Genomic DNA, 24,803 nt, shown 5'->3' with positions numbered 1-24,803 from the left:
GATCGTCATCGATCTTCACGTACAGTGCCGTGATGAGGGTGTTCAGGTCGGTCGACACAACCGGATCTTGAACACCCTCACCTCGTTCATGCACCCCACCAGCCGTTAGGACTTACTCATCTAGGCCCCGGGCCGGGCCCGCGCCTTCCGGGGAACTGTTTCGGCGGTGTGTCGTCGGGTAGGGAGTCACCGTGATTTTGGGAGCGCTCCCATGCCCCGGAAAACAGCTGAATCCCCCACATCCTTCCGGAAGACGGAGACCGCACGATGAACGCAGACACCCCCACACGCCGCTGGACGACGCGGCTGATGGCCTCGACCTTGGCCGGCGTCGTCGGCCTGCTCGCCCTGTTCATGAGCCCGTGGAGCGACTCGGCCAGCGCCCACGGCTCGATCGTGGACCCCGCCTCCCGCTCCTACGGCTGCTGGGAGCGCTGGGGCAGCGACCACCTCAACCCGGACATGGCGCAGGAAGACCCCATGTGTTGGCAGGCGTTCCAGGCCAACCCGAACACCATGTGGAACTGGATGAGCCTGTTCCGGGAGAACCTGGCGGGCGACTGGAGCGCGATCCCCGACGGGAAGCTGTGCAGCGCCGGTGACGCCCAGGGCGGCCTGGCCACCTCGCTCGACCGGCCGGGCGCCTGGACCACGACGGACGTCGACAACGACTTCAGCGTCCACCTGTACGACACGGCCAGGCACGGCGCCGACTTCTTCGAGGTGTACGTCACCAGGCAGGGCTTCGACCCCACCACCCAGGCCCTGGGCTGGGACGACCTCGAACTCGTCGCGGAGACCGGCAGCTACCCGCCGGCACAGGACATCACCTTCGACGTCAGCGCCCCGGGCCGCACCGGCCACCACATCGTCTACACCGTCTGGCAGGCGTCGCACCTGGACCAGACGTACTTCATCTGCAGCGACGTCAACTTCACCTGAGCCGACCGGCCGGGGAACCCCGGCCGGTGGGACGTCCGCCGCCCACCGGGCCCCGACGGGGTCCGGTGGGCGGCGCCGTCCGGAACGCCCGGCGGGTCAGCCGAGCCGGTCGTGGTCGGCCAGGACCTCGTCGAGGACGCGGCGGTGTTCGGCGGCCTGCTCCGGGTCGGTGTCGATGTGCTGGGCCAGGCTGATGAGGGCCTTCCACAGGGCCCAGCCGCGGGCCCGGGCCCACATCGGCTCGTCCTGGTCCATGGTGCGGCGGAAGGCCTCCCGGCCGGCGCCGGACAGCATCGTCCAGGAGATCACCAGGTCGCAGGCGGGGTCGCCGACGCCCGAGGTGCCGAAGTCGATGACGGCGGCGAGCCGGCCGTCCCTGACCAGGAGGTTGTTGGCCGCGATGTCGCCGTGGAACCACACGGGCCACCCGTGCCAGTCCGCCTTCAGCGCCGCGGTCCACACGGCGGCGGCCCGCTCGGTGTCGACGCGGCCCGCCAGCCGCGCCAGGGCGCGGCGGGTCTCGTCGTCGTAGTGGGTGAGCGGCGCGCCGCGGTAGAAGCTGTGGGCTCCCGCCGCTGGTCCCCCGGTGGCGTCGATCCGTTGCAGCGCGAGCAGGAACTCGGCCAGCGAGGTGGCGAACTCCCGCATGTCGTCGACGCGTTCGGGGCGGGCGACCGCGCCGTCCAGCCACCGGCGGATCGACCAGTCGAACGGGTAGCCCTCGCCGGGCGCCCCCCGGGCCACGATCGGGGGCACGGGCAGGGGCAGCAGCGGCGCGAGCTCGGGCAGCCAGCGGTTCTCCTTGGCGACGGCGGGGGCGTAGCCGGCGGCCGTGGGCAGGCGCGCGGTCAGGTCCGTGCCGAGCCGGTAGGTGCGGTTGTCCCAGCCGTCGACCGCCACCGGCGTCACCGCCAGGTCGCTCCACCGCGGGAACTGCGCGGCGACCAGGCGCCGTACCAGGGCCGCGTCGATGCCCGCGCGGCCGTCGGCGGGGGGAGGGGAAGCCATGCGGCGATCGTGTCCGCGCGGCAGGCCGCGGGCAATCGATTTACGCGGGGTGCGGGTCGTTCCCGTCGGTGGGCTCGGGTTCCGGGAGGGCGTCGCCCGTCTCCAGCAGGGTCTTGAGACTGGAGAGCAGGGCGGGCCAGCCGTGCTGGATCATCTCGCGGACGGTGCTGCCGGGCTCGAAGCCGTCGTGGACGACGGTCAGCCTGACCGTCTCGCCGAGGGGTTCGATGTCGAAGGTGACCTTGGAGCGCGGCTCGGCGGCGATCCTGGCGAGGGTCTCGTCGTCCACGCCCGCGGCCCTGGCCCACGCGGGCGTGAAGGTGTGCCAGGTGTAGGAGAGCCGCCGGTAGGGGTCGGACTCCAGGACGACCTGTTCGGGGTCGACGGTCCGTGCGCCGTGCTCCTGCCAGGTCATGGTCGATCCGGTCCGCCAGTCGCTGACGAACTCCGGGCCCCAGTAGCGGCGGGTGAAGGCCGGGTCGGTCAGGGCCTGCCAGAGCTTCTCCGGCGTGGTCCTGATGTAGGTGGTGTAGACGAACGCGGTGCTGTCCATGGCGGTGTTCTCCAGTGCGTGCTTGAGGTCGGCGAGCGCGCGCACCCGCTCGCGGTCGTAGCGGCTGATCCAGCGTTCGGCGATGGCGTTGATCGGCTCGGCGTTGAGGTAGTGGAGCTTCTCCCGGCCCCGGCGGACGGTGGTGATCAGGTTGGCCGACTCCAGGATGGCCAGGTGCTTGCTGACCGACTGCCGGGCCATGTCCAGCTCGGCGCACAGCTCGCGCAGGCTCTGCCCGTTGCGGGTGTTCAGGCTGTCCAGCAGCCGCCGGCGGCCGGCGTCGGCCAGCGCCTTGAAGACCTCGTCCATCTCCGCCCTCCGCGGACAGGCAGCCGGTCGGCTGCCTGAAAACGATAGGCAGCCAAAAGGCTGCATGTCAATCCGCGCACCGCCCGATCGGCCTCGGCGGCACCGGGTGGGGTGCCCGGCGCCGCCGAGGCCGCTGTCGCGTCACTCCGTCACTCCGTCACGCCGTCACCCCGTCGATCTGGAGCGTCTGCACCTGCCCGGTGGTGAAGGGGACGGCCACGGTGCGGCCGGCGAGTCGCAGGTCGTCGCGGCGGACGTACAGGTCGCCCCCGCCGCCGGTGCGGGTGGACCAGCGGGGCACGACCCCGCCGGTGCCGCCGGTGACCTGTCCGAAGGAGGAGAGGTCGAAGGTCAGGGTCTGGGCGGCGCCGGGGTTGGCGGCCACGATCACCAGCCGGCGGGCGGCCGGGTCGTAGGCGGCGACGCTGAGGTCCGTGCCGGTGTTGATGATCCGCATCCCGGGCCGGATGTGCCGGGTGAACTGCGCCAGCACGTAGTACTTGGTCCCCACGGCGCCGGCCGCCAGCGTGGCCGGGTCGTACGCGATGAGCGCCCAGGCCGGGGTGGGGTCCATCACCTGCCAGTAGACCCAGGCGGAGGGGCGCAGCCAGCGGAAGTCGAGGAGCAGGTTGGTGGCCAGGGAGAGGCCCGAGGCGTCGCCGTCGCCGGTCTCGGAGTTCCACAGCGCCTTGCCGGCGGCGGCCACGTCCCGCTGCAGCAGGTCCCGGCGGCCCCCGGCGCCCTGGTAGCCGTGCACGTTGACCCGGCCGACGAGGGCGCGGGTGGTCGAGGAGAAGGAGTTCCACGTGGTGCGCGCCAGGTCGTAGCTGGTCTCGTCCGAGGCGGCGATGGTGGTGGAGCCGAGGCCGAGCCGGTCGAGTTCGGCGCGCAGGTGGCCCAACACGGTGGCCTGGACGCCGGCGTCGATGAAGCAGCCCTCCTGGGTGCCGTCCGCGCGCCACCAGTTCGAGGACGGCTCGTTGAAGGGCTCGACGGAGACGAAGGACACGCCCCAGGCGTCCCTGGCGCGGCGCGCCGTGGTGGCCAGGTAGGTGGCGAACTGGCGCTGGTTCCAGGGCTGGAGGTTGTTGCCGCCGTCCGCCGCGCCCGAGGGGTTGTGGTTCAGGCACATCCACCACATGGGCGAGTTGGAGAAGAGCTCGGCCCGCGCCCCCCGTTGGACCGCCCGGGTCAGGGCGGCGCGCTGCACGCGGTCGGCGTTCCAGTTCCAGGACGCGGAGACCGGGTCCTCGCTGTGCCAGTCCCGCCAGTACCCCTCGATCTGCTTGAAGCGCGGGATGTTGGGCGAGGCGACCATGGCCTCGCCGTCGACGGTGTTCCAGCCGCACCCGCCCAGGTTGTAGCGGGCGATGTTCAGGCCGAGGCCCGGCAGGGTGCGGCCCGCGTAGGGCACCGAGCCCAGGGTGAAGAAGGCGTCGGCGAAGTCGTCACGCTCGCCGAAGACGTTCGCCCACCAGGCCAGGGACGTTCCCCAGCCCTCCCAGGCGCCCTGGTCGGCGGCGGGGTCGATCACCACGGTGGCGTCCGCCCGGGCGGTGCCGGTGGCGAGTTGGCCGCCGAGCACGGTGGCGCCGGCGGCGGCCAGCAGCGTTCTGCGTCTCACGGAGGTCCCCTTCGCGCAGGGTCCCTCGCCCCGTAACACGGTGCGGGCGGCGGCCGCGAATGTCCAGACCCCGGGCGGCGGTTCGTCGCGCGCGGGCCATTGACCCGACGGTCACGCGCCGCATACTGAGGGCATCCGGCTTGCCATGTTCACGTAATCATCGGTCCCTCGCCCCCACCAGGAACCGAGCCCGCACCAGGCGGTTCGTGGTCAGCCGGGCGGCACGGGGCGCACGGAGTCGCGGACGACGACATGGGTGCCCAGCACCACGTGCCGGGTGGCGTCGGCCGTCTCGTCGTCCAGAGCCAGTCGTACCGCGGTGTGCCCCAGTTCGCGGTGCGGGACGTGCACGGTGGTGAGGTCGATGTCGGCGGCCGGCGGCAGGTCGTCGAAGCCGACCATGGAGACGTCCTCCGGGACGCGCAGCCCCCGGGCCCGCAGGGCCTCGCGCGCGCCGGCGGCGATCAGGTCGTTGACGGCGAAGACCGCGGTGAAGTCCCTGGGCCCCCGGTCGAGTCGCTCCCGCATCATGCGGTGGCCCTCGTGCCGCTCCATGGTGCCGTCGACCTCGAGCGCCGGATCGTGCGGCAGGCGGTGCGCCGCGAGCGCCGCGCGGTAGCCGGCGAGCCGGCTGTCCTGGGTGGTGTGCCCCGGCCGGCGTCCCAGGAAGAGGACCCGGCGGTGGCCGGCCGAGAGCAGGTGGCTGGTGGCGGCGTGGGCGCCGGCGGTGTTGTCGTACTCGACCACGATGGCCGGGATCCCGGGGCCCATCGGCGGCCGGCCGCAGAGCACAAGACGCGAGCCCACCAGGGCCAGCGCGCGGGCGTAGTCCGTCATGCGTGCCCGGTAGGCGTCGTCCGCGACCACGTTGCCCACCAGGACCAGGGCCTCGACGTGCTCCTCGCGCATCAGGTGGACCATGTCCAGCTCCCGCTCGGGGTCCCCGCCGGTGGTGCCGACGATGCACAGCCGGCCCGCGCGCGCGGCCTGCTCCTGCACCCCCTGCGCGACATGGGCGTAGTGCGGCGAGGTGACGGAGTTGACCACGATGGCCACGCTCCTGGGCCGCGCCCCCGCGAGCCCCCGGGCGTGCGGGTTGGCCACGTAGTCGAGATCGCGCACGGCGCGCATCACCCTGCCGCGGGTGGCGGGCGCGTTGGGATACGAGCCGGACAGGATGCGCGAGACGGTGGCGACCGAGACGCCGGCGCGGGCGGCCACGTCCCGGATCGTCGGGGGGCGGGGGCGACCGTCCTCGGGCGTGGCTCGGCGAGGCATCCGTCCTCCCTGCGTCCCTCCGCGGGTAACCGGTTGAACCTTGATCGTGGAGCAGGCCGTACGGCGCGTCAAGCCGCTGAGGTCGGGGGATCCGGCGGTGCGCGGAATCTTGACGTGTACGTGACCCTTTGCTTTTCTCTCGGGTTGTGTAAACGGTTTAACTCATTCGTTCCGGCAGCCGAGGAGGTCTGCGTGAACGGCAAACAACGGTGGGGGCCCCGTCGCGGGGCGGCCGCCATCACCACGGTGTTCCTCGCGCTCTGCGCGACGCTGCTCACCGGCACCCCGAGCCCCGCGTCGTCCGGCCCGCCGCCGGCGACGCTCCCGAACGCGGCGGAGGCGGCGCTGGCCCCCCGGCCGATGGAGAACCTCGGCCGCGGGGTCGTCGCCGTGCGCAGCGGTGCCAGCCAGGTCCTGGTCTCCTGGCGGCTGCTCGGCCTCGACCCGCAGGGCATCGGTTTCAACGTGTACCGGTCGACCGCCGGGGGCGCCTACACCAGGATCAACTCCGCCGTCCTGACCGGCGGCACCAACTACGTCGACACCACCGCCGACCTGACGCGGTCCAACAGCTACCACGTGCGCCCGGTCGTCGACGGGGTGGAGCAGGCCCCGAGCGACGCCTTCACCCTGACGGCCAACCACGCCCAGGAGCCGGTGGTCCGGGTGCCGTTGCGCGACGGCGGTCCGGTGAAGTTCGTCTGGGCCGGCGACCTCGACGGCGACGGCGAGTACGACTACGTGGTGGACCGCCAGACCTCACCCCAGACGCTGGAGGCCTACACCTCCGACGGGCGGTTCCTCTGGGAGGTCGACCTGGGGCCGAACAGCACGAACCAGGACAACATCGAGCCGGGTTCCTCCACCATCGACGTCGGCCACAACGACGGCGTCACCGTCTACGACTTCAACAGCGACGGCCGTGCCGAGGTCGCGTTGCGGATCGCCGACGGCGTCACCTTCGGCGACGGCACGACCTGGACCCACGCCGACGACAACCGCCAGTTCATGGCCATCCTCGACGGGCGGACCGGGGCGCTGCTCAACTGGGCGGCGGTGCCGACCGACTACCTCGCCGACGGCCCGATGGCGGCGCGCCTCGGGGTGGCGTACCTCGACGGCGCCACGCCCAGCCTCGTCGCCTATATGAAGAACCGTCGGGACGACGGGGCCTTCAACCTGATGATGACCGCCTGGCGGTGGAGCGGCCAGAACCTGAGCCTGCAGTGGAAGTGGCTGCGCGGCAACCAGAACGCCCCCGACGGGCACAACACCCGCGCCCTCGACGTCGACGGCGACGGGGCGGACGAGATCGCCGAGATCGGGTTCGTGCTCGACGGCGACGGCACGTTGAGGTACTCGATGGCGGGCGAGGGCGTCGTCCACGGCGACCGCTTCCACATCGCCGACATGGACCCGAGCCGGCCCGGCCTGGAGGGCTACGGCGTCCAGCAGAGCAACCCGAGCGGCCTGCTCGAGTACTACTACGACGCCTCGAACGGCTCCATGATCTGGGAGCACTTCGGGAGCCCGGCCGACGTGGGCCGCGGCATGGCGGGCGACGTCGACCCGCGCTTCCCCGGCATGGAGGTCTGGTCCTTCTCCGGCCTCTACAACGCCCCCACCAACCGGCTCACCGAGCCGAACACCTCGCTGCGGCCCTGGCCACAGCTCGGCCTGTGGTGGGACGGCGACCTCTCGATGGAGCTGCTCAACGACGGCAAGATCGAGCAGTGGGACCCGGCCAACCCGACGCCGACCGGCAGCCTGCCCCGGCTGGTCTCCACCTGGAACTTCGGCGCGGTCACCGCCGCCCAGGGCGGCCCCACCCTCGTCGGCGACCTCCTCGGGGACTGGCGGGAGGAGGCGGTGTACACCAACGCGGCCTACGACGAGCTGATCATCTTCACGACCAACCAGCCGTCGAACACCAGGCTGTACACGCTGGCGCACAACCCCGCCTACCGCAACGCCATGACCTTCAAGGGCTACATGCAGTCCCACCACCCCGACTACTACCTCGGCAGCGGCATGGCCCAGCCACCGAGGCCGAACATCAGGTACGCGGGGTAGCCCACCGTCGGCGCCGTGGTGCCCGACGCGGAGGACACCGCGTCGGGCGCCACGGCGCCAGGCGATCTAGGGTGGAAGAAAGGGGGATTTCCTCCGCGAAACTCAATGAACCGGACAGTCGGTGGTGTGCCCCGCGACGTCGGCGGCCCGGCCGCGCCACCACCCGCGACCGGGACACCCAACCGAGGCGAGGAGCCGCGCATGAGCACGACCGCAGGTCGGCACCCGACGGACGGAGCCGCCGTCCCCGCGCCCGGGGAACTGCGACGCGGCGTCCTCATCGCGGGCGTCGCGGCGCTCGGTGGTTTCCTCTTCGGATACGACAGCGCCGTCATCAACGGCGCGGTCGTCGGCATCCAGCACCACTTCGACGTCACCTCCGCGCAGACCGGGACGGTCGTCGCCGTCGCCCTGCTCGGCTCGGCGGCGGGGGCCGCCGTCGCCGGGCGACTGGCCGACCGGGTGGGGCGGCTGCGGGTGATGCACACGGCCGCGGCCTTCTTCGCCGTCAGCGCCGTCGGCTCCGCGCTGGCGCTGTCCGTCTGGGACCTGGGAGCCTGGCGCGCCCTGGGCGGTGTCGCGATCGGCCTGGCCTCGGTCATCGGCCCCACCTACATCGCGGAGATCGCCCCCGCGGCCTACCGGGGCCGGCTCGCCTCGTTCCAGCAGTTCGCGATCGTCCTCGGCATCACCGCCTCACAGCTCGTCAACTGGGTGATCGCCAAGGGCGCCGGAGGTCGCAGCGAGAGCCCGCTCGGCCCGCTCGACGCCTGGCAGTGGATGCTGGCGGCCGCGCTCGTCCCCGCGCTGCTCTACCTGGTCCTCACCGCGCGCATCCCCGAGTCCCCGCACTACCTGGTGGCCAAGGGGCGGACCGCGGACGCGCGCCGGGCGGTGATCCGGGCCCACGGCCCCGAGGTCGACGCCGACGGCCGGCTCGCCGAGATCGAGCACGGGCTGCGCCACGCCCACCGGCCGCGCCTGCGCGACCTGTTCGGCGGCTCCCTGGGCCTGCTGCCGATCGTCTGGGCGGGCATCGGGCTGGCCGTGTTCCAGCAACTCGTCGGCATCAACGTGATCTTCTACTACTCGTCGATCCTGTGGCAGTCCGTCGGCATCGACCAGGCCAACTCGCTGCTGATCAGCCTCTCCACCTCCATCGTCAACATCGTCGGCACGGTCGTGGCGATGCTCTTCATCGACCGGGTGGGCCGCAGGCCGCTGGCCCTGGTCGGCTCGTTCGGCATGGCCGTGTCCCTGGCGCTGGCCTCGTGGGCCTTCTCCTACAAGCGCGGTACCGGGGACGACATCTCGATCCCCGACACGCAGGGCGCCGTGGCCCTGGTGGCCGCCCACACCTTCGTCTTCTTCTTCGCCGTCTCGTGGGGCGTGATCCTGTGGGTCATGGTCGGCGAGATGTTCCCCTTCCGCATCCGCGCGGCCGCCATGTCCGTCGCGACAGCCTCCAACTGGATCGCCAACTGGGCCGTCACGGAGAGCTTTCCGCGCCTCGCCGACTGGAACCTCTCGGCCACCTACGCGCTCTACGCCGGCTTCGCGCTGCTGTCCGCGCTCTTCGTCGCGAAGGTGGTCGACGAGACCAGGGGAAGGCGGCTCGAAGAGGCGCCCTGAGGACCGCCGCGCGGGGTCTCCCCGGCCCGCCCGACTCCCGCTAACGTTCGGGCGCAGGTACTCGGGTCAAGGAGTGATGCGGATGAGGAAGACGATGCGTGCCCTGCTCATGGTGGCGGCGGCGCTCGCCGCCGTCGTGCTGCCGGCCTCCGCGGCGCAGGCGGCCGAGGGGTACGACCGATGTCCTGACGGCCACTACTGCATGTTCTCGGGCCTCGACGGCACCGGCGACATGATCGCGCTGACGGCGAGCACCCCCGACCTCGCGGCGCTCGGCATGGATGACCGGGCCAAGTCCGACTGGAACCGGACCGGTTCGACCATCTACCTCTGGTCGGACGCGAACTACACCGGCTGCACGGCCGTCACCTCCGCCGGCCCGACCGGGAAGGGTAACTTCTTCCCCACCTACCGGGACTTCTTCAGCTCGGTGGGGATCGGCGGCCCGGGCGGCCTGAGCTGCGGCACCCCGCCCGGCGAGGACGGCTGACCCGCGGCGCCGACGTGGCCCGCCGCCCGGGCGGCGGGCCACCGACAGGACGTCAGACGTCACGTCCCAGGGCTGGTTGTCGCCTCAGGAGGTGCGGCAGACCGTGCCGTTGAGGGTGAAGGCCGTGGGCGTCGGGTTGGCCCCCTCGTTGGCCCCGACGAAGCCGAAGGTGGCCGATGAGCCGCCGCCGGGGGCCAGGACCGCGTTCCCGCCGTCGTCGGTGACGTGCACCCGCCGCCCGTCGCTGCTGACCCGCGCGTTCCAGGCGCTCTGGACGGACTGCCCCGCGGAGGGCCAGGAGAAGTCCAGGCTCCATCCGTTGATCGCGGTGTCGCCGAGGTTGGAGACGGTGACCGAGGCGACGAAGCCGCTGCTCCAGTTGCCGTCCACCCGGTAGGTCACCAGGCAGCTGCTGTCCCTCGGCGAGGTGGTGGTGAGGGTGAGCGGCTCGGAGGGGCGGGAGAGCCGGCCGTCGGCGTCCCTGGCGAGGACGTTGACGGTGTGTTCCGAGCCCGGCGGCAGGTTGCGGAGGGTCGCCGAGGTGGAGGTGGAGGTCGCGAGCAGTTGGGCGTTGGCGCCGAGCCGCTCGTACACCTCGTAGCGCACCGGGCTGCCCTGGGCGCTGGCGGGCCAGCTCACCGTGGCGGTGGTGCTGTCCACGGCGGTGACCCGCGGCGTGCCGGGGGCGCCGACGGACGCGCCGCCCGGGGTGGGGGAGACGGTCACGGTGGTGATCGAGTAGGGCGGCAGGACGTGCGAGCCGTCCTCGGGGGCGGGGATCCGTGTGACGTCGGTGTCGCCGCGCGCGTAGCGGTGGACGACGGGCGCCTGGGAGTTCGGGGCGTAGCCGGCGTAGGAGAGGTCCACCGGATAGGACCGCTCGGGGTCCTTGTTGATCAGCATGACGCTGAGGTCGCCGTCGGCCTGGTGCACGGCGTGGACCGAGACCTGGTCGCTGCTGGAGGTCGCGGCCACCATGGTGTCGCCCGGGCCGCCGAGCGTGGTGAGGGACTTGATGCCGTAGTAGGGGTGGAACGGCGTGTGGAGCGGCGGTTGGCAGACGTCCCCGACGCAGCCGCCGCTGGAGAGGAGGCCGGCGTCGTTGAAGTCGAGTTCGCCGTCGACCCAGTTGGCCTCGGTGGGACCGTTGTGGGTGTTCCACCAGTCGACGTTGAAGACCCCGTTCTCCAGGGCCGTCATGTAGGCGTCGGCGGCGAACAGGCCGTTGGGCCGGCTGTTCTGCTGGACGTTGGAGTTGACCTCGGTCAGCGCGATGCCGATCTCGGCCGAGCGCTCGCCGGCGTAGCGGTCGATCTGCCGGCGCACCTCGCGCAGTTGGCCGGGGAGCCGGCCGACCCGGTCCAGGGCCTCGTCGGCGGTGGCGCCGCCCGGGTAGGAGTGCACGATGACGAAGTCGATGGTGTCCGCGACCGCCTCCAGCACGGTGTGGTTCCAGTCGGCCGAGTCGCCGGGGCCGACGATGCCGTCCGGCCAGTCGCCCGGGGTGGTCAGCACGGCGCCGATCTCGATGGTCGGGTCGACCGCCTTCATCGCCTCGGCGTAGGCGAGGACGTTGCGCGCGTACTCGTTCGGGCTCTTGTCCGGGTGGTCGTCCTCCTCCCACGGGGCGCCGTAGTGGCCGTTGCCGTAGACCTCGTTGCCGATCTCCCAGTACCTGGCGCCGTAGCCGCGGGTGATGTTCGCGTAGCGCACCCACTCCGCGGCCTCCTCGGGGGAGCCGGTGCCGTAGTTCGCGATGATGACCGGCTGGCCGCCGGTGGCCCGCACCGTGCCCATGAACCTGTCGAACTCGGTGTTGGGCGCGACGTAGCCGCCGGGCGCGGTGTGGTCCTCCCAGTGGTAGATGTCGCCGTAGGAGCCGCCCGGGTAGCGCATCGCCCCGATCCCGGCGTCGCCCATCAGCGTCACGACCTCGGGGTCGTTCATGTGCGCGTCCCAGATCGCGGTGTTGACGCCGAAGGCCGCCTCGTCGATGGTCCCGAGCCCCAGGGTGGCGTTGACCGAGACCGCCACGGCCGGGTCCACGGTCGGGTCGGTGGTCGGGTCCGCGGCGGCCGGCGACTGGACGGCGACCGCCGCCACGGCGGCGACGGCGGCCACGGCGGCGGTCAGGCCACGGATGCTCCTCGACCTGCCGGGCGGACGGGGGGTGAGCGACATGCCGGCTTCCTCTCCGAGAGGCGGACGGGTCTTGGGAGCGCTCCCAAACGCTCCCAAGAATGTCCCAAGCGCGGCATGGCCGCGTCAACGCTCGCGTTACCGGTTTCCGGAAGGAGTTGTGGAGAGTTTCGGTGATCGCGGCGGACGGGCGTCGAACGGCCGTACCGGGGGCCCGTCTTCCGGGGTGTCACAATGTGGTCCTCACCAGCGCGGGCTGTGGCAGGTCATCGGGAGGGCGACCATGGCTGACAACGGATCCGGGGAGCCGGCCGGCCGGGAGCCCGAGGGCCCCGGCGCGTCCAGGCCGGTCACCATCGCGTACATCGCCGAGTCGGCGGGGGTCTCGGTGCCGACCGTGTCGAAGGTGATCAACGGCAAGTCGGGGGTGTCGGCCGACACCCGGGCCCGGGTCGAGGAGATGGTCAACCGGTACGGATACCGCAAGCCGGCGGGCGCCGGCCGCAGCAACGTGGTGGAGCTCGTCTTCCGCGAGCTGCGCAGCATGTGGGCGGTGGAGATCATCCGGGGCGTGGAGCAGGTCGCCCGTGAACACCGCGTCGGCGTGCTGGTGTCCGAGTTCGGCCTGCACGACTCCGCGCCCGCGACCTGGGACGACACGGTCTCCCGGCGGCCGAACTGCGTGCTGTCCGTGGCCCAGCTCTCCCCGGCCGAGCGCGAGCAACTCCGCGCCAAGGGCATCCCGTTCGTCGTCTTCGACCCGACCACCGAGCTGCCGGACGACGTCCCGTTCGTCGGCGCCACCAACTGGTCGGGCGGCCGGGCCGCGACCCGGCACCTCACCGGGCTCGGGCACCGCCGCGTCGCCATGGTCGGCGGCCCGGAGGACGTGCTGTGCTGCACCGCCCGGCTCGACGGCTACCGCTCCGCGATGCGGGGCGCCGGCCTCCAGGTCGATCCGGACCTCGTCGTGCACGCCCCGCTCACCCCCGAGGGCGGCGCCGCCGCGGCGCGTCGCCTGCTGGCCGGGGCCGACCGGCCGACGGCGGTCTTCGCGGCGAACGACCTGCAGGCGCTCGGCGTCTACCAGGCCGCGCGCGAGGCGGGCCTGCGGATCCCCGACGACCTGAGCGTGGTGGGCTTCGACGACCTGCCGGTGGTCGCCTGGGTGGACCCGCCGCTGACCACCGTTCACCAGCCGCTCACCGAGATGGCCGCGGCGGCGACCGAGTTGGCGCTCGCCCTCGGCCGTGGCGAGCGGGCCCCCCAGGTCGGCCTGGAGATCGCCACCACCCTGACGGTCCGGCAGAGCACGGCCCCGCCCAAGAGCTGACCCCGCCGGCCGCGCGGAGCGACGGGCGCGACCATTGCCCCCTGCCCGGGCCGTCGCTACCTTCCCTGAGAAAGTATCGGTAACTGCCGGCGAAAGTTTTCGCTCCGATCCGCTGACAGTTGCCCTGCGCCGCCGGCGCGCCGCCGCGGCGCCACCCACCCCGAAGCGACCCCGTGGTCGTCCCTGGAGGTGCTCATGCGGAGGCCAGTTCGTTCGTCCTCGTCCCGCCTGGTCGGCCTGGCCGTGGCCCTGGCACCGGCCGCCGCGGGCTCGGTCACGGCGGCCGCGCCGCCCTCGTCCGCCGCGTTCACCGTCTCGGTCTCGGTCGACGCCGGCGCCCGGCTGGCGACGATCCCGGACACCGGCGTCGGCATGAACGTCGCCGTCTACGACGAGAACATGAACCACCCGCCCATCCCGGGCCTGTTCCGGGACGCCGGGGTCGGGATGGTGCGCTATCCGGGCGGCAGCTACGCGGACGGCTACCGGCGGTCGCCCGAGGAGGACGGCACCGCCTCGCCGCGCTGCGGCGAGGCCGCGGCCCCGGGGGTCGCCGGCTCCGCCGGCGTCGCGGCGCGTTCGGCCGGCCCCCAGGTCTCGCGGGTGGTCAGCACCCCGACCAGGCCCACGGCCGACACGGCCACGTAGAGGCCCGCCGGGCCCCACCAGTCGAAGGAGTCGGCCAGCAGCACGGCCACGAAGGGCGCGAAGCCCGCGACCGAGGCGGCGGTCTGGTAGCCGAGCGACGCGCCCGACGTCCGCGTCCCGGTGCGGAACAACTCCGCGAACCAGGCCGCCTGGGTGCCCGTCAGCGCGGCGTGGATGACGCCGATGGCGATCAGGAAGGTCAGCACGATCGGGATCGCCGCGCCCGTGTTGGCCATGACGTACATCGGGATGCCGAACGCCACGGCGAGCAGGCAGCCGGCCAGGTAGACCGTGCGCCGCCCGACCCGGTCCGTCAGCGCGCCGGACAGCACGGTGGTGCCCACGGCCAGCAGGCTGGCGATGACGACGCCGGCCAGCGCGACGCCGCGGTCGTCCTCGTTGCGGTCGGTGATGTACGACAACAGGTAGGTGGCCGTCAGGTAGTAGGCGCAGGACTCCACGACCCGCAGGGCGATGATCCGCAGGATGTTGCGCCAGTCGTCCCGCAACACGGTCAGCAGCGGGTTGTGCACCGTGTCGCCCTCGGCCTTGGCCGCCTCGAACTCCGGGGACTCGCTGAGCTTCATCCGCACCACCAGGCCGACGACGATCAGCAGCGAGCTGGCCAGGAACGGCAGCCGCCAGGCGAGGTCGCCGTCGATCGAGGCGGAGAGCAGGAAGGCGATGTTGGCCAGGGCGATGCCGAGCGGGTTCCCGGCCTGGGGTATCGCCGCGTACAGGCCGCGGCGCCGGCGCGGCGCGTGCTCGAACGTCATCATCACGGCGCCGCCCCACTCGGCGCCGAAGGCCAGGCCCTGCACGCAGCGGATGATCACCAGCAGCACCGGGGCCGCGGCCCCGATCTGCGCGTAGGTCGGCAGCAGACCGATGAGGACGGTGGCCACGCCCATCACCAGCAGGGCACCCACCAGCACCGGCTTGCGGCCGTGCCGGTCGCCGAGGTACCCGCCGAGCGCCCCGCCGACGGGGCGCATCAGGAAGCCGACGCCGAGCGTGGCGAAGGCGAGCAGGGTGCCGACGAGTGGGTCGGACTCGGGGAAGAAGGCGTCGCCGAAGTACAGGGCGGACGCGGTGCCGTAGGCGACGAAGTCGTAGTTCTCGACGCAGGTGCCGGCGGCGGAGGCGAGCGCCGTCTTGAGACGGCCGCCCGGAGCGGATGGGGCGGGGGGAGCGGAAGGGGAGTCGGGCGCGCTCATGCTGGGTCTCCTTTGATCACTCTGTGCGCGGGGGAGGGGGTGGGGACCGTGGGGACGGGGGTGGGTTCGGGGGAGTCGGGTGGGCCCGGCGGGGAACGGGCGTCAGATCCGGTCGGCGAGTTCGCGGGCCGAGCGGAGTTCGAGGTCGTGGAGCTTGGCCACGCGGCGCACGGTGTCCTCGTCGTTGTCGAACCGCGCGGCCAGGAACGCCTCCAGCACCTCGGTCGCCGTCGCGGGTCCGACCAGCCAGGCCCCGATGGCGATGGCGTTGGCGTCGTCGTGTTCCACGGCCTGGTGCGCGGAGTACACGTCGTGGCCGAGGCCGCACCGGATGCCGGCGATCTTGTTGGCGGCCATCAGGGCGCCGGCGCCGGTGCCGCACACGAGCACCGCGCGGTCGGCCCCGCCCCCGCGCACCTCGTCACAGGTGGCGAAGGTGATGTCGGGGAAGTCGACGGGCTCGTCGCTGTTCACGCCCCGGTCGAGCACCTCGTGTCCGAGGCGGACCAGGGTCTCGCGGACGTGCTCTTTGAGCAGCAGGCCCGCGTGGTCGTTGCCAAGTGCTATGCGCATGGTCACTCCTTGCCGGTGAGTTGGGAGGTGGGGCGGGTCCCTGGGACCTCGCTCAGGCTGGGGATCGATGTCATGGCGCCGTGCCGGGTGACGGTGAGCGCGGCGGCCGCGGCGGCCCGGCGCAGTGCCGCCGGCAGGTCGTCGGCGCCGTCGGCCAGCGCGGCCGCCAGGTATCCGGTGAAGGTGTCGCCGGCGGCGGTGGTGTCGACGGCCGTCACGGGGACGGCGGGGACGTGCAGGACGGGTTCCCGGCCGCCGGGCGCCGCCGCGTACGCGCCGCGCGCGCCCACCGTGCACACCACCAGCAGGTTCAACGCCCGCGCCAGGGCGGCGACCTGCTCCTCCGGCGCCCGCTCGGCGACGCCGAAGAGGTCGGCCACGGCGCGCGCCTCGTGGGCGTTGACGACCAGCACGTCGAGGTCGTCGGGGTCGAGGTGGCGCGCGTCGGTGGGGGCGGGGGCGGCGTTGAGCACCACGGTGGCCCCCCGGGCCCGGGCCAGCCGGCCGGCGGCCGACACCACGGCGGGCGGGATCTCCAGTTGCAGCAGCACGACGTCGCCGGGGGCGACGGCGGCCAGGCCGGCCTCGACGTCCCGCCCGGTGAGGGTGGCGTTGGCCCCCGGCTCCACGATGATGCGGTTGCCGCCCCCGGGTTCGAGCAGCACCACGGCGAGCCCGGTGGGTGCCTCGGGGTCGGTGCGCACCGCGGCGGTCGCCACGCCCGCCTCGGCCAGCGCCCGCCGCACCAGGTCGCCGTGCGCGTCGGCGCCGGTGGCACTGACCATGCCGGTGCGGGCCCCGGCGCGGGCGGCCGCCACCGCCTGGTTGCCGCCCTTGCCGCCGGCGGTGACGCGCATCCCGGCGCTGAGCACGGTCTCGCCGCGTTCCGGGAACGTCGTCAGCTCCAGCAGCTGGTCGGCGTTGAGGCTTCCTACGACGTGCACTGAGGGCATGGGGGAGTGTCCTGCTTTTCGGGGAGTTGGCGGTTCGGGGAGGTTCGGGGAGGTTCGGGTGCGGCCGGGGGAGCGCGCGCCTCGGGTCAGCGACCGGACCGGCCGGTGGAGGACTCGCGGACGACGAGGCGCATCGGCAGCACCTGGGAGGCGGCGGGTCTGCCGTCGATCACGTCGAGCAGCAGTCGCATCGCCCGCTCGCCGAGGGCCCGGGCGTCGTGGGCCACCACCGTCAGGGGTGGGTCGAGCTCGCGGAACAACTCGATGTCGTCCAGGGCGACCAGCGCGACGTCCGCGCCGATGCGCCGGCCCTGCCTGCGCACCTCGCCCAGCGCGCCGACCGCCATCAGGCTGTCCGCGGCCAGCAGCGCGGTCGGCGGTCGGCGGCCGGCGAGCAGCTTCGCGGTCGCCGCGGCCCCGCTGGCGCTGCGGAAGTCGCCGACCGTGACGAGCTCGGCGTCGTCGTCCAGGCCGTGCCGGGCCACGGCGGCGAGATACGCCTCGTGCCTGGCGCGCCCGGTGGACACGGAGGACGGCCCGCCGATGTACCCGACGCGGGTGTGCCCCAGGGCCGCCAGATGGGCCACGGCGAGCTCGATCCCCTGGGCGTTGTCGGCCGTCACGCTGGGCACGTCGAAGCCGTCGACGGTCCGGTCCACGAACACCAGCGGGGTGCGGGCCCGTTCGACCGCGCGGAGGTTGCCGCCGCCCTCGCCCTGCGGCGCGACGATGATCCCGTCGACGCGCTGCGTGAGGAAGGCCTCCAGGTAGGTGTCCTGTTGGGCGGTGTCCTCGTTCGCGTTGGCCAGCAGGGTCACGTACGAGGAGGCGAGCGCGGCCTGTTCCGCGCCGTGCGCGATGTCGGCGAAGAACGGGTTGCGTACGTCCGACACCAGCAGGCCCACGGCGTGGCTCCGGGTCGACCGCAGGGCCCGCGCCCGGGCGTCCGGACGGTAGCCGAGCTTCTCGGCCGCCACCCGCACCCGCTCGCGCGCGGCGGGCGAGGTGGCGGAGTTGCCGGAGAGCACGCGGGACGCGGTGCCCACGGACACGCCGGCGAGCGCCGCCACGTCCCTGATAGTCACCGTGCCGTCCACGCCCAACCCTTCCCTTCAGCTCGTCGCCACGTCTTGTGGAAACGATTCCATGGAATCGTTTCCAGGGACTATGGATCAGGGGCGGGGCGTCCGTCAAGGGATGTGCGTGGACCGTTTCCGCACGGTGCGCGGAGCGGGCCGAGGAGGGCGCGGCCTCAGCCGAGGCCGATGGCGGTGAGGAACACCAGCACGACGGTGGCCACGGCGAACAGGCCGTGGACCCGGACCACCGGGACCGGGAAGTGCCGTTCGGCGAGCTCGTCGTGGGCCGCGGCGTGCTCCCGGTGGACGGGCAGCCAGCGGGCCAGCATCGTGAAGCCGAGCAGCGCGACGGGCAGGAGCACCACGAAGGCGACCCAGGCGAGCGCCCTCGTGTCGGCGATCAGGTAGATGATCCAGAGGACGAGTCCGGTCACGGCCAGCGCGACGTGCCCGAGGATCACCGGGGCCGGCAGCCGGCTGCGGCCGCTTCTGGTGCCTCCTCGCGCCAGCCAGGTGCCGAACATGTAGATGCCGCCGAGGGCGGTGATCAGCCAGGTGATCAGTGCGGCGATGGCCATGGGAACTCCTTGTGCGTGCCGGCCCCCAGGATGGCCGCGGCGGCGCCGTGGCCCCGGGCGCCCGGGCGCGCCGTTCACCCCATCGAGGCCCCGGGACACCGCCGCCTGGCCACCGAACGCCCCGCCGGCGCGGAACCTCACGCCGTCGCCCCCGAAATCGCGTGGCCCAGGCTGCTCGCGGCTCGGTACGGTCGCGGCCATGACGGTCGCGGAGACGCCGGGACGCGAGCGGGGGCGGGCCCGGGCCCTGCTGCTCGTCCTGTGCGGAACGATCTTCCTGGAGGGCAGCGATGTCGCCATGTTGGCCGTCGCGATCCCCACCATCCGTGCCGACCTCGGCCTGACCACCGGCACCGCGGCGTGGGTGATGAGCGGCTACGTGCTCGGCTACGCCGGTTTCACCCTGCTCGGCGGCCGGGCCGCCGATCTGCTGGGCAGGCGGCGGATGTTCCTGACCTGGCTGGGCGTCTTCCTGGTCTTCTCCGCGCTGGGCGGCTTCGCGACCGACGGCTGGACGCTGGTCGTGGCCCGGTTCGTCACCGGCGTGGCGGCGGCCTTCATGACCCCCGCCGCCATGTCGATCATCACCACCTCCTACCCGGAGGGGCCGCGGCGCGACCGGGCGCTGCTGATCTTCGCCGGGGTCGGCGCCGGCGGCTTCTCGCTGGGCCTCGTCATCGGCGGGCTGCTGACCGAACTCGGCTGGCGCTGGGTGTTCTTCGCCCCGGTGTTCCTGGCCGGCGCCATCCTGCTCGCGGCGCTCGGCCTGGTGCCGGCCGAGGCCCGCCCCGAGCCGGCGCGGCGCGGCTACGACCTGGCCGGCGCGGCCTGCGTCGCGGCCGCGATGCTCCTGCTGGCGTACGGGGTCGTCCGGCTCGAGCACGGCGGCGAGGGGCTCGGGCTGACCCTCGGCGCGTTCGCCGCCGGGCTGGTGCTGGTGGCGGCGTTCATCGCCGTCGAACGGCGCGCGGCGGCGCCGCTCGTCCGGCTGGGGATCTTCCGCAGGTCCGCGATGGTGCGGGCCGACGTCGGCGCGCTGCTGTTCCTCGGCGCGTTCTTCGGCTTCCAGTTCATCGTCACGCTCTACCTCCAGGAACTGCGCGGCTGGTCCTCCCTGGAGACCGCGATCGCGCTGGTCGCCATGGGCTGCGACGCCGTGCTGGCGCCCCTCCTCACCCCGCGCCTGGTGCGCCGCTACGGCCACGGCCGGGTGATCTTCTGCGGTTTCCTGCTGGCGATCGCGTCCTACGGGCTGTTCCTGCCGGTCGGGGCGGACTGGACGTACCCGGCGATGTTCCCGAGCCTGATCACCGCGGGCGTCGCCTTCGCCCTCGCCTACGGTCCGCTCACCATCGCGGCGACCGACAGCGTGGCCGAGGAGGAGCAGGGCCTGGCCGGCGGGCTGCTGTACACGTTCACCCAGTTCGGCTCGGCGGTCGGGATCTCCGCGGTGACCGCGGGGTACGGGATCGCCGTGGCCGGCTCCGACGGTTCACCGGGCGCGGTGCTGGACGCCTACCGCACCGCGCTCGTCGTCCCGGTCGTCATGGTGCTGCTGGGGGCGGTGGTCTCCGCCTTCGGCCTGCCGGCCGCCGAGCGGCGCATACCGGTTGCCCGGGCCGGCGGCCGTCCCTAGGCTCCAGGCATGGTCGCCGCGGACTACGAGGAGTTGGTCGCCGCCGCGCTGGCGGCGCCGGTCGAGGGGTGGGACTTCGGCTGGTCGGCCGGCCGGGTGCGGGGCTCGGATCCGTCCTGGTCCTATCCGGAGGAGGCCCGCGCGCTCCTCGCCACCGGTGATCGCCTGCTGGACGTCGACACCGGCGGCGGTGAACTGCTGGCCTCGCTCCGGCCCCTGCCCCGGCACACGTGGGCGACCGAGGGCTGGCCGCCGAACGTCGCCGTCGCCCGTGCCCGACTGGAACCGCTGGGGGTCACCGTCGTGCCGACCACCGAGCGGGAGACGCTGCCGCTGCCGGACGGGTCGATCGACGTCGTGCTGAACCGCCACGGACGGCTGGCCGCGCACGAGGTCCGGCGGGTGCTGCGCCCCGGGGGCGTCCTGCTGACCCAGCAGGTGGGCAGCGAGGACTGCGCCGAGCTGAACCACGCCCTCGGCGCCCCGCCGGCGCGCCCGCCGGGCAGTTGGGACCTGCGCACGGCGAGCGAGGCGCTCTCCGCGGCGGGCCTGGAGCCGATCCGGACGGCGGAGGAGCACCCGGTGCTCACGTTCCACGACGTCGGCGCCCTGGTCCACCACCTGCGCCTGGTCGCCTGGCAGGTTCCCGACTTCAGCCCCGAGCGCTACGACGCGGCACTGCGCCGCCTCCACCGGCGGATGCGCGCGGAGGGCCGCCTGGACGTGCGCGCGCACCGCTTCCTGATCATCGCCGAGCGACCGGCCGGCGAGTTCCCGGTGCTCCCCTGAGGGACGGCCTCAGCGCCTCGGGGCGAAGGGCTCCGAGGGGTAGCCGGTGTCGAAGTGCATGTAGTCGGGCACGTCGATGTTCTGCCAGATCCAGCCCTCGTCGGTGAACGTCCGCCAGACCAGGCCGCCTTCGAGGACCTTGCCCCGGCCCTCGGTGCGCTCGGCGAACTCGGCGCTGGGGGACCAGCAGTCGCAGCGCAGGTCCATCCAGGGGTTCTCCAGCGGGTTGATGTCGATGGCGCGGCCGTTGGCGTGCGGGGACTCGTCCTCGGGGGCGTTGATCTGGTCGGGGCGGCGGCAGTTGTAGGCGGCGGTGTTGTCGTCGGCCATGCTGGCGTTGTTGTCGCCGTCGTACTCCTCGACGGGCCGCATCCGGCGGATCGGGAAGCCCTCCTCGAACAGCCGGGTGAAGACGCGGACGACGCTGTCGGCGACGTCGGCGTTGACCACGAGGACCCCGCGGGCGATCCCGCCGTCGAAGTCGACGTGGTTGATCTCGACCCGGCGCAGGTCCTCGCGCGTGGCCGGGCAGCCCTCGCGCCACATGCCGGCCGCGACCATCTCCTCCCACTGTTCGACCGGCACCTCCCGGACGACCGGATCGGCGCCCCCCGGTTCCGGGGTGGTGGGTTCTGGCGTCGTGGGCTCGGGGGTCGTCGGTTCCGGCGTCGTCGGTTCCGGGGTGGGTTCCGGGGTGGTCGGTTCCGGTTCGGTGGGCTCGGCGGTGGGGCCGGCGGAGGAGTCCTGGGAGCCCGAGCAGGCCGTGGTGGCCAGGAGCAGGGCGGTCAGCAGGGCCGTCAGCGGTCGACGGACGGTCACCGGTCCGGTCCCTCCGGGCGGCGGGGGCTCAGGGGCAGGTCGTAGGTGGCGAGCAGTCGGCCCTCGGGGGTGCGGGTCTCGCCGCGGGCGAGCCAGCCGTGTCGTTCGTAGTAGGGCCCGGCGCCCTCGGTGCCGGCGGCGGTGACCAGGCTGGCGCGGGCGCAGCCGGCCTCGGCGGCGTCGGCGACGAACCGTCCGATCAGGGCCGCCCCGACGCCCAGCGACCGCGCCTGGCGGGCGACCACCACGTGGGAGAGCACGGCCGTGGTGCCCGGGCTCGGCGCGGGCCCCGCCGTCTCCCGGCGGGGGACCAGCCGGCGCAGGTACCGGCCGAGGCGGGTGCGCAGGAAGTGCCAGGCCAGCCGGGGGCGGACGGCCAGGCTTGCCACGGCGCGCGCGGCGAGCCGCGGGCCGTGCGCGCGCAGCACGTGGCGCCGGTGGGCCGGCGGGTCGAGGACGCCGACCAGGAAGCCCACCGGATGGCCCGCGGCCTCGACCACATAGGCGCGGGCGTGCCGGCCGGTGAGATAGGTCCGGGTGTAGGAGGTCAGGAAGCCGGCGCCGAGCCGGGCGAAGAAGCCGTGCGGGAAGTGTTCGAGGTGTTCCGCCACCACGAACGGCAGGTCGGCCCGGGTCATGGGGCGCAGGAGGCACGGCCGCCGTTCGCCCGGGGGCCGCATCGCCGGGATCAGGGGCCCCAGGGGCGTCTGGCCCTGGGCCGGGGCATGGTCGGGCCGCGCGGAGACGCGGGGGTCGGCATCCACACCCGCAAGCTACTACAGTCCGTAGGAATTCATGGAGGGGGGTTTCCGGCCTCCGGTCGCGGCGGAGCCCCGGCGGGCAGGCAGACTGGGCCCCGGCGGCCCCACAGCCGCCGCCGGACAGCGCGAGAGAACGAGGGTGAACGACGATGCGGCCGCTGGGAGAGCTGGAAGCCGAAGTCATGAACGTGGTGTGGCACAGTGCCGAGCCCGTGACCGTGCAGAACGTCGCCGACGCCCTCAACGAGCGCCGCCCGCTGGCCTACACCACGGTCATGACCATCGTGGACCGGCTGCGCGCCAAGGGCTGGCTGACCAGGGAGAAGGCCGGCCGCGCCTACCGGTACACCGCCGCCCGCTCCGCAGACGACTACACCGCCGCCCTGCTGGAACAGGCCCTGGACACCACCGCCGACCGCACCGGCGCCCTGGTCCGCTTCGCCGGCCGCCTCGACCCCGCCGAGGCCGCCGCGCTGCGCGCCGCCCTCACGCGGGTCGAGAAGGACCCCGACACCCGCGAAGGAGACTGACGTGCCCGTCATGCTCACGCTCCTCCTGCACGCCCTCGCCCTCGGCTACCCCGCCACCCGCCTCCTGGCCGGCGCCGCGTGGGTCGCCCGCTTCCCCGAGACCGCCCTGCGGCTGTGGCACGCCGCCGTCCTGGGGTTCTTCGCCTCGCTGACCGCCGTGCTGCTGCTGGCCGCCCACGATCTGTGGGAACACCTGGTCGCCTGGCTCTTCCACGCCCACGAGAAGAAGGTGCACGCCGCCTACGCCGGCTCCGTCCCCCTCACCGGCATCGCCGACGCCGCCCTGCTGCTCCTGCTCGCCGGGGCGGGCGCCCTCTCCGCCACGGGGGCCTACCGGTTCGTCAGGGCACGCCGGCAGCGGGCCGAACACCGCCTGGTCGTCGACGCGTTGGCCGAGCCCGTGCCCAGCCGGGTCAGCGGTCTCCGGGTGCTGGACCACGCGACCCCGGCCGCCTTCTGCGTCCCGGGCTCCGGCGGCCGGTCCCGTGTCGTCCTCACCACCGGAGCCCTGCGCCTGCTCACCCCGCGCCAACTGGCGGCCACCGTCGAGCACGAGCTGGCCCATCTGCGGCTGCGCCACCACCACGCCATCCTGGTGGCCGACACGGTGACCGCCGCCGTCGGCTGGACCGGCCTGCTGCGCGACTACGCGCCCCAGGTGCGGCGCCTCAGCGAGATGGCCGCCGACGACCGGGCGGCCCGCCGCCACGGCCGCACCAACCTGGCCAGCGCACTCCTCGACCTGGGCACCGTCACCGACGTCGTCCCCGGCCAGCGCGCCGGCACGCTGCCGATGACAGGACCCGACCTGGCCGAACGCGTCCGCCGCCTGATCGACCGCCCGCTCGCCGGCGGCCGCGCCCGCCTCCTGCCCACCATCGCCCTCGGCGTCGGCACCGTGCTGCTGGCGATACCCGCGGCCGTCTCCCTGGCCCCCGCCGCCTCGATCGCCGGCACGGCGCACGTCGAGAAGCCGCACCGCGAGTGACCGACCGGCGGGCGGTCCGGGTCAGCCCTTGAGCCCGCCGGCCAGCAGGTCCGCGCGCCAGAAGCGCTGGAGCGCCAGGAGCAGGGCGATGAGGGGGAGGATGGAGATGGCCGAGCCGACGATGATGAGCGGGTACAGGTCGGTGTCCCCCGCCCCCTTGGCGAGGAACGAGTACAGGCCGAGGGTCATCGGGTACTTGTCCTGGTCCGAGAGCATGATGAACGGGAGCAGGAAGTTGTTCCAGATCCCGACGAACTGCAGCAGGAACACGGTGACCAGGCCCTGGGCCATCATCGGCAGCACGATGGTGGCGAAGATCCGCAGCTCCCCGCTGCCGTCCACGCGGGCGGCCTCCAGCGTCTCGGTCGGGACCGCCGCCTGGGCGAAGACCCGGCAGAGGAAGATGCCGAACGGGTTGATGACGGTGGGCAGCAGAACGGACCAGTAGGTGCCGGCGAGGCCGAGTTCCGCGAGCAGCAGGTACTGCGGGATGGCCAGCACGATCCCCGGCACCAGGACGCCGGCGAGGATGAAGCCGAACAGCAGCTCGCGGCCGCGGAAGGCGAACTTGGCCAGGCCGTAGCCGGCCATCGCCGAGACCAGCGTCGAGGCCAGGGCGCCGCCGCCGGCGTAGATCAGGCTGTTGAGGCCCCAGCGCCAGAACTGCCCGTCGCCGTACGTGCTGAGCGAGGAGATGTTGTCCCAGAGGCCGGTGCCGGGGGCGAAGCTGAAGCTGGTGAAGAGCTCCCGCGGCGACTTGGAGGACGCGACGAGCACCCATACCACCGGCACCAGGCAGTAGACGGCGCCGGCCAGGAGCACCAGGGTCGCGGCCGGGGCCATCCGGGGCC

General features: G+C 73.3%; 22 protein-coding genes. 9 read left to right on the top strand and 13 right to left on the bottom strand.

All coding sequences use genetic code 11. The features are described 5' to 3' along the window. Window positions 1–267: 267 nt before the first annotated feature. Window positions 268–942 (top strand): lytic polysaccharide monooxygenase auxiliary activity family 9 protein, encoded by a 675-nt coding sequence (locus RNC47_RS20030; RefSeq protein ID WP_311600621.1) that lies wholly within the window; start codon window positions 268–270, stop codon window positions 940–942. A 96-nt stretch (window positions 943–1,038) separates the two neighbouring features. On the opposite strand, the gene RNC47_RS20025 is transcribed toward RNC47_RS20030, so the two are convergent. The 4 genes from RNC47_RS20025 to RNC47_RS20010 form a co-directional block, all read right to left on the bottom strand. Continuing rightward, window positions 1,039–1,950, bottom strand: a complete 912-nt coding sequence (locus RNC47_RS20025; protein ID WP_311600619.1) for an aminoglycoside phosphotransferase family protein — start codon at window positions 1,948–1,950, stop codon at window positions 1,039–1,041. Window positions 1,951–1,990: 40 nt separating this feature from the next. Then, complete coding sequence (locus RNC47_RS20020; protein ID WP_311600617.1) at window positions 1,991–2,812, bottom strand: ArsR/SmtB family transcription factor; 822 nt, start codon at window positions 2,810–2,812, stop codon at window positions 1,991–1,993. Between the two features lie 157 nt (window positions 2,813–2,969). Continuing rightward, on the bottom strand, window positions 2,970–4,436 hold the full coding sequence (locus RNC47_RS20015) for a glycoside hydrolase (RefSeq protein WP_311600615.1): 1,467 nt from the start codon (window positions 4,434–4,436) through the stop codon (window positions 2,970–2,972). Window positions 4,437–4,646: 210 nt separating this feature from the next. Then, window positions 4,647–5,714 (bottom strand): LacI family DNA-binding transcriptional regulator, encoded by a 1,068-nt coding sequence (locus tag RNC47_RS20010; RefSeq protein ID WP_311600613.1) that lies wholly within the window; start codon window positions 5,712–5,714, stop codon window positions 4,647–4,649. Between the two features lie 192 nt (window positions 5,715–5,906). On the opposite strand from RNC47_RS20010, the gene RNC47_RS20005 reads away from it, so the two are divergent. The 3 genes from RNC47_RS20005 to RNC47_RS19995 all read left to right on the top strand — a co-directional run bounded on the left by RNC47_RS20005 (window position 5,907) and on the right by RNC47_RS19995 (window position 9,909). Then, window positions 5,907–7,787 (top strand): rhamnogalacturonan lyase family protein, encoded by a 1,881-nt coding sequence (locus tag RNC47_RS20005; RefSeq protein ID WP_311600611.1) that lies wholly within the window; start codon window positions 5,907–5,909, stop codon window positions 7,785–7,787. 201 nt (window positions 7,788–7,988) lie between these two features. Next, entirely contained in the window at window positions 7,989–9,419 is a 1,431-nt protein-coding gene (locus tag RNC47_RS20000) for a sugar porter family MFS transporter (protein WP_311600609.1), read from the top strand. 82 nt (window positions 9,420–9,501) lie between these two features. After that, window positions 9,502–9,909: a peptidase inhibitor family I36 protein gene (locus RNC47_RS19995; RefSeq protein ID WP_311600607.1), complete on the top strand. Its 408-nt coding sequence runs from the start codon at window positions 9,502–9,504 to the stop codon at window positions 9,907–9,909. An 84-nt stretch (window positions 9,910–9,993) separates the two neighbouring features. Here the strand turns inward: RNC47_RS19995 and RNC47_RS19990 are convergent, their stop codons facing one another. Then, window positions 9,994–12,090: a cellulose binding domain-containing protein gene (locus RNC47_RS19990; protein WP_311600605.1), complete on the bottom strand. Its 2,097-nt coding sequence runs from the start codon at window positions 12,088–12,090 to the stop codon at window positions 9,994–9,996. Between the two features lie 241 nt (window positions 12,091–12,331). On the opposite strand from RNC47_RS19990, the gene RNC47_RS19985 reads away from it, so the two are divergent. Then, window positions 12,332–13,381 (top strand): LacI family DNA-binding transcriptional regulator, encoded by a 1,050-nt coding sequence (locus tag RNC47_RS19985; protein WP_311600603.1) that lies wholly within the window; start codon window positions 12,332–12,334, stop codon window positions 13,379–13,381. A gap of 482 nt (window positions 13,382–13,863) precedes the next feature. On the opposite strand, the gene RNC47_RS19980 is transcribed toward RNC47_RS19985, so the two are convergent. The 5 genes from RNC47_RS19980 to RNC47_RS19960 all read right to left on the bottom strand — a co-directional run bounded on the left by RNC47_RS19980 (window position 13,864) and on the right by RNC47_RS19960 (window position 18,429). Then, window positions 13,864–15,246, bottom strand: coding sequence for an MFS transporter (locus tag RNC47_RS19980; RefSeq protein ID WP_311600601.1), 1,383 nt, complete (start codon window positions 15,244–15,246; stop codon window positions 13,864–13,866). A 102-nt stretch (window positions 15,247–15,348) separates the two neighbouring features. Continuing rightward, window positions 15,349–15,819 carry an RpiB/LacA/LacB family sugar-phosphate isomerase gene (locus RNC47_RS19975; RefSeq protein ID WP_311600599.1) on the bottom strand — a complete coding sequence of 157 codons (471 nt, stop codon included), beginning with the start codon at window positions 15,817–15,819 and terminating at the stop codon, window positions 15,349–15,351. A 2-nt stretch (window positions 15,820–15,821) separates the two neighbouring features. Further along, entirely contained in the window at window positions 15,822–16,772 is a 951-nt protein-coding gene (locus RNC47_RS19970) for a ribokinase (RefSeq protein ID WP_311600598.1), read from the bottom strand. A gap of 86 nt (window positions 16,773–16,858) precedes the next feature. Next, a complete protein-coding gene (locus RNC47_RS19965; protein ID WP_311600596.1) occupies window positions 16,859–17,857 on the bottom strand; it encodes a LacI family DNA-binding transcriptional regulator in 999 nt (332 codons plus the stop codon). 167 nt (window positions 17,858–18,024) lie between these two features. Further along, window positions 18,025–18,429 carry a hypothetical protein gene (locus tag RNC47_RS19960; RefSeq protein WP_311600595.1) on the bottom strand — a complete coding sequence of 135 codons (405 nt, stop codon included), beginning with the start codon at window positions 18,427–18,429 and terminating at the stop codon, window positions 18,025–18,027. Between the two features lie 199 nt (window positions 18,430–18,628). Between RNC47_RS19960 and RNC47_RS19955 the strand changes: the two genes are divergently transcribed. Further along, window positions 18,629–20,065, top strand: a complete 1,437-nt coding sequence (locus RNC47_RS19955) for an MFS transporter (RefSeq protein WP_311600592.1) — start codon at window positions 18,629–18,631, stop codon at window positions 20,063–20,065. Window positions 20,066–20,074: 9 nt separating this feature from the next. Further along, window positions 20,075–20,854, top strand: coding sequence for a class I SAM-dependent methyltransferase (locus RNC47_RS19950; protein WP_311600590.1), 780 nt, complete (start codon window positions 20,075–20,077; stop codon window positions 20,852–20,854). Window positions 20,855–20,863: 9 nt separating this feature from the next. On the opposite strand, the gene RNC47_RS19945 is transcribed toward RNC47_RS19950, so the two are convergent. Beyond that, entirely contained in the window at window positions 20,864–21,673 is an 810-nt protein-coding gene (locus tag RNC47_RS19945) for a M15 family metallopeptidase (protein WP_311600589.1), read from the bottom strand. Beyond that, window positions 21,670–22,311 (bottom strand): GNAT family N-acetyltransferase, encoded by a 642-nt coding sequence (locus tag RNC47_RS19940; protein ID WP_311600588.1) that lies wholly within the window; start codon window positions 22,309–22,311, stop codon window positions 21,670–21,672. The genes RNC47_RS19945 and RNC47_RS19940 overlap by 4 nt, the downstream gene beginning before the upstream one ends. A gap of 272 nt (window positions 22,312–22,583) precedes the next feature. Here RNC47_RS19940 and RNC47_RS19935 point away from each other — a divergent pair, with 272 nt between their 5' ends. Together RNC47_RS19935 and RNC47_RS19930 are read left to right on the top strand one after the other, a co-directional pair. Next, window positions 22,584–22,964, top strand: a complete 381-nt coding sequence (locus tag RNC47_RS19935) for a BlaI/MecI/CopY family transcriptional regulator (RefSeq protein ID WP_311600587.1) — start codon at window positions 22,584–22,586, stop codon at window positions 22,962–22,964. Between the two features lie 10 nt (window positions 22,965–22,974). Next, window positions 22,975–23,952, top strand: coding sequence for a M56 family metallopeptidase (locus tag RNC47_RS19930; protein WP_311600634.1), 978 nt, complete (start codon window positions 22,975–22,977; stop codon window positions 23,950–23,952). A 21-nt stretch (window positions 23,953–23,973) separates the two neighbouring features. On the opposite strand, the gene RNC47_RS19925 is transcribed toward RNC47_RS19930, so the two are convergent. After that, window positions 23,974–24,795: a carbohydrate ABC transporter permease gene (locus tag RNC47_RS19925; protein ID WP_394814826.1), complete on the bottom strand. Its 822-nt coding sequence runs from the start codon at window positions 24,793–24,795 to the stop codon at window positions 23,974–23,976. Between the last annotated feature and the right edge of the window lie 8 nt (window positions 24,796–24,803).

The organism is Streptomyces millisiae, assembly GCF_031845425.1.
Classification (GTDB): Bacteria; Actinomycetota; Actinomycetes; order Streptomycetales; family Streptomycetaceae; genus Streptomyces; species Streptomyces millisiae.
Note: the sequence above shows the minus strand (reverse complement) of the source record. Positions and strands in the feature narration are given on the sequence as shown.